This is a genomic window from Amycolatopsis sp. NPDC004625 (assembly GCF_040609695.1).
Classification (GTDB): Bacteria; Actinomycetota; Actinomycetes; order Mycobacteriales; family Pseudonocardiaceae; genus Amycolatopsis.
Genome location: NZ_JBEXKX010000116.1, coordinates 1 through 4,327, shown reverse-complemented (window position 1 = coordinate 4,327; position 4,327 = coordinate 1). Strand labels below are relative to the sequence as shown.

Genomic DNA, 4,327 nt, shown 5'->3' with positions numbered 1-4,327 from the left:
GGCCGGGGGGGGGGGGGGGGGGGGGGGGGGGGGGGGGGGGTGTGGTTGGGGGTGGGGGGGGTTACCCCCCCCCCACACCCCCCCCCGACCCGCTGCCTCTTTCGTTCCGCGCTCCGGCGTGGTTACATCGGGGTCACTCCGTCTGAGAGCGCTCCCAGGAGCCGGAACGAAGTGGAGACAGCAATGAAGCTGAGGTATGCCCTGTCCGCGGCCGCACTGGCCGTGGCCGGGCTCGTCGCACCGGCCGTCGCCGCCGCGCCGGCCGCGCACGCCGACACCCTGATCTGCGACCAGTACGGGACGACCACCGTCGGCGGCAAGTACGTCGTCATGAACAACCGCTGGGGCAGCAGCGCCCAGCAGTGCATCAACGTCACCGGCAACGGGTTCCGGATCCAGACCCAGCAGGGCTCGACCTCCGGCGGGGCACCCCTGTCCTACCCGGCGATCTACGTCGGGTGCCACTACGGGAACTGCTCGCCGGGCACGAACCTGCCGAAGCAGCTGAGCCAGATCGGCAGCGTGCCGTCGTCGATCTCCTACAACTACGTGGGCAATTCGGTCTTCGACGCCTCCTACGACATCTGGATGGACCCGACCGCGAAGACGACCGGCGTCAACCAGATGGAGCTGATGATCTGGCTGAACCACACCGGCAACGTCCAGCCGGTCGGCAGCCGGGTCGGCAGCACGTCGCTCGGCGGCCGCAGCTGGGACGTGTGGCAGGGCAACAACGGCGGCAACGACGTGGTTTCCTACGTCGCCACCTCGGCCATCTCCAGCTGGTCGTTCAACATCCTGGACTTCCTCAAGGACGTCGACGCCCGCACCCGGGTCGACACCTCGTGGTACCTGACCAGCATCCAGGCCGGCTTCGAACCGTGGAGCGGCGGCGTCGGCCTCGCGGTCAACTCGTTCTCCGCCGACGTCACCGCCGGCAGCAACAACGGCGGCACCGGGCAGACCATCGTGGGCCAGGGCAGCGGGCGCTGCCTGGACATCCAGGCGAACGGCACGGCCGACGGCACCGCGATCGCCCTGTGGGACTGCAACGGCGGGAACAACCAGAAGTGGACGCGCACCGGCAGCACGTTCACCAACCCCGCCACCGGCAAGTGCCTGGACGCGAGCAGCTCGACCGCCAACGGCTCCCCGGCGCGGCTGTGGGGCTGCAACGGTTCGGGCGGCCAGAACTGGCAGGTGAACGGCAACGGCACCATCACCAACCCGCAGTCCGGGCGGTGCCTGGACGCCAGCGGGCAGGGCACCGCGAACGGCACCCGCGTACAGCTGTGGGACTGCGCCGGCAACGGCACCCAGGCCAACCAGGTCTGGTCGCTGCGCTGATCCCGGTGGCGCCCCGCGGGTTTCCGCGGGGCGCCACTGAAACTTTCATGGCCGGGCAACGGTTTGTGTTAGCGTTCACATTTCCCGGCCGCAGTCCGGCTCGCCGTCACGTCCGATGGGAGTTCCGTTGTCGCACGCACACATCCGTCCCTTGTGGAGGGTCATCGCGGCCGTCGCCGGCCTGGTGACCGCTTCGCTCGTGTCCGCGACGCCGTCGAGCGCCGCGGCGGCGCCGATCACCAAGCCGCCCATGGGGTGGAACTCCTGGAACTCCTACGCCGGCGCGATCGACCACACCGCCATCGAGCAGCAGGCGGACGCCCTGGTCTCGTCCGGTATGAAGGACGCGGGCTACGAGTACGTCAACATCGACGACGGCTGGTGGACCGGCAGCCGCGACTCGGGCGGGAACATGACCGTCGACACCGCGAAGTGGCCGGGCGGGATGTCCGCCATCACCGCCTACATCCACAGCAAGGGCCTCAAGGCGGGCATCTACACCGACGCCGGCCGCAACGGCTGCGGCTACTACTACCCCACCGGGCACCCGGCCTACCCGGGCACCGGCGCCGAAGGCCACTACGACCAGGACTTCCTGCAGTTCTCGCGCTGGGGCTTCGACTACGTGAAGGTCGACTGGTGCGGCGGCAACGCCGAGAAGCTCGACGCGCGCGCCAGCTACACCGCGATCAGCGACTCGATCACCCGCGCCACGGCCCAGACCGGCCGCCCGATGACGTTCTCCGTCTGCGAATGGGGCGGGAACCAGCCGTGGAACTGGGCGCCGGGCATCGCCAACCTGTGGCGGACCAGCAACGACATCATCTACTGGGGCGAGAAGCCGTCGATGTCGCGCGTGCTGGCCAACTTCGACGCCGCGCAGCACCCGAGCGCGCAGAGTCCCGGCCACTACAACGATCCCGACATGCTCGTCGCCGGCTTGTCCGGCTTCTCGGACGCGCAGAACCGCACCCACCTGAGCCTGTGGGCCGTCTCGGGCGCCCCGCTGATCGCGGGCAACAAGCCCAGTGACATGAGCGCCGCGACCCGCGCCGCCCTGACGAACCGCGAGATGATCGCCGTCGACCAGGACGCGCTCGGGCGGCAGGGCACGAAGGTCGCCGAGGACGCCTCGGGGCTGCAGGTGTACTCGAAGGTGCTGTCCGGCACCGGCCGCCGGGCGGTCGTGCTGCTCAACCGCACGGGCTCGGCCGCGACGATCACCGCCCGGTGGGCGTCGCTCGGCCTGACGGGCGCGGCCACCGTCCGGGACGTGTGGGCCGGCGCCGACCGCGGGAGCTTCACCGGCAGCTACGCGGCGTCGGTCCCGGCCGGGGAGGCGGTCCTGCTCACGGTCACCGGCAGCGACGGCACGCCGGCGGGCGGCGGCCCGGTCACCGGCAAGCAGTCCGGGCGCTGCGCCGACGCCGGGAGCGCGGCCAACGGCACGCAGGTGCTGCTGCAGGACTGCCAGAGCCGGCCGAGCCAGACGTGGACGCGCACGGCGTCGCGCCAGCTGACGGTGTCCGGGACCAAGTGCCTCGACGCGTCCGGCCAGGGCACGGCGAACGGGACCGCGGTGGTCGTCTGGGACTGCAACGGCCAGGCCAACCAGCAGTGGACCGCGAACGCCAACGGCACGCTCACCGGCGTGCAGTCCGGCCTCTGCGTGGACGCGAGCGGCCAGGGCACGGCGAACGGCACGAAACTGGTCCTGTGGGCCTGCAACGGCCAGGCGAACCAGCAGTGGACGGTGCCCGCGGCGTGACGCCCGGCCCACCCGGCCGATGATCGAATCGATTCGACAACCTTGCGCGCCCCTGAGACGTCCTCTAGCGTCGAGGGTTGTCGATGCGGTTCGACGAAGCCGCCGCGTCGCCGTCTTCTGGGGGTAGTCGGAAACGCCATGCGCAAGCGCGGTCACCTTCGCCGCACCGGGACCCGGGCCGCGGCCGGGACCCGGACGAACGTCCTGGCCCTGGTCGCGCCCCTGCGTGCCGGCCCCCACGACGTCGTCGTGCAGGAGTTCGTGACGGCGGCGATCGCCGAAGCGGGCGCCCGCGACCACGCCCTGCTGCTGCTCACGGCGGAAGACGGCCCGGCCGCGTTGCGCCGCGCGGTGTCGTCGTCGGTCGCCGACGGGGTCGTGGTGATGGACGTCGAGGCGGCCGACCCCCGGGTGGCGGTCCTGCACGGCCTGGGCCGCCCGGCGGTGCTGATCGGCGTCCCGGACCGGCCCCGCGGCCTCGGCTGCCTGGACCTGGACTTCGCGGCGGCGGGCGCGCTGTGCCTCGGGCACCTGGCGAACCTCGGCCACCGGCACGTCGCCCTGATCGGCTCACCGCCCCCGGCCTACCGGCGCGGCACGAGCTCGGCGACCCGGCTGGTGCGCGGCTTCACGGCGGAAGCCCGCCGCCGGGACGTCCGTTCGACGACGCTGGCGTGGGGAAACACCCATTGGCGCACGCTGCGCGGCCTGGACGCGCTGTTCGCCCGGCACCCGGACGTGACGGGCCTGGTGGTGCACAACGAAACGGCGCTGCCGTCGGTGCTGGCCGGCTTGACGCGGCGGGGCCTGCGGGTGCCGGAGGACGTCTCGCTGGTGGCGGTGTGCCCGGAAAGCCTGGCCGCGCACCACGCGGTGGAGCTGACCACGGTGCCGATCCCGGCGCGGCGGATCGGGGCGCTGGCGGTGGAAACGGTGATCGGGCAGCTGGACGGGCTCACCGAACCCGGGATCCGGCTGCTGGCCCCGGAACTCGCCGCCCGCACCAGCACCGCACCCCCGCCACCCGCCTGAGCGGCACCCGACCGCACCAGCCGGCCTCCCCGCACACCCCCTGCCGCGGCCCTCGTGAGTGAGAAACAGGGTTCTAACCCTGTTTCTCACTCACGGCCCGGGGGGGGGGGGGCGGGCGGGGCCGTGCCCCCCCGACGGCCGGGGGGGGTGCGCGGGCGGGGGGGGGTGACCCGGGGGGAC

3 protein-coding genes are annotated in these 4,327 nt (G+C 72.5%); all 3 read left to right on the top strand.

Translation table 11 applies throughout. The features are described 5' to 3' along the window. The first annotated feature begins 183 nt into the window (after window positions 1–183). The 3 genes from ABZW17_RS46620 to ABZW17_RS46610 all read left to right on the top strand — a co-directional run bounded on the left by ABZW17_RS46620 (window position 184) and on the right by ABZW17_RS46610 (window position 4,147). Window positions 184–1,347 (top strand): ricin-type beta-trefoil lectin domain protein, encoded by a 1,164-nt coding sequence (locus ABZW17_RS46620; RefSeq protein ID WP_354829449.1) that lies wholly within the window; start codon window positions 184–186, stop codon window positions 1,345–1,347. A 151-nt stretch (window positions 1,348–1,498) separates the two neighbouring features. Next, complete coding sequence (locus tag ABZW17_RS46615) at window positions 1,499–3,115, top strand: ricin-type beta-trefoil lectin domain protein (protein ID WP_354829446.1); 1,617 nt, start codon at window positions 1,499–1,501, stop codon at window positions 3,113–3,115. 138 nt (window positions 3,116–3,253) lie between these two features. Continuing rightward, complete coding sequence (locus ABZW17_RS46610) at window positions 3,254–4,147, top strand: LacI family DNA-binding transcriptional regulator (protein ID WP_354829443.1); 894 nt, start codon at window positions 3,254–3,256, stop codon at window positions 4,145–4,147. Window positions 4,148–4,327: the final 180 nt, after the last annotated feature.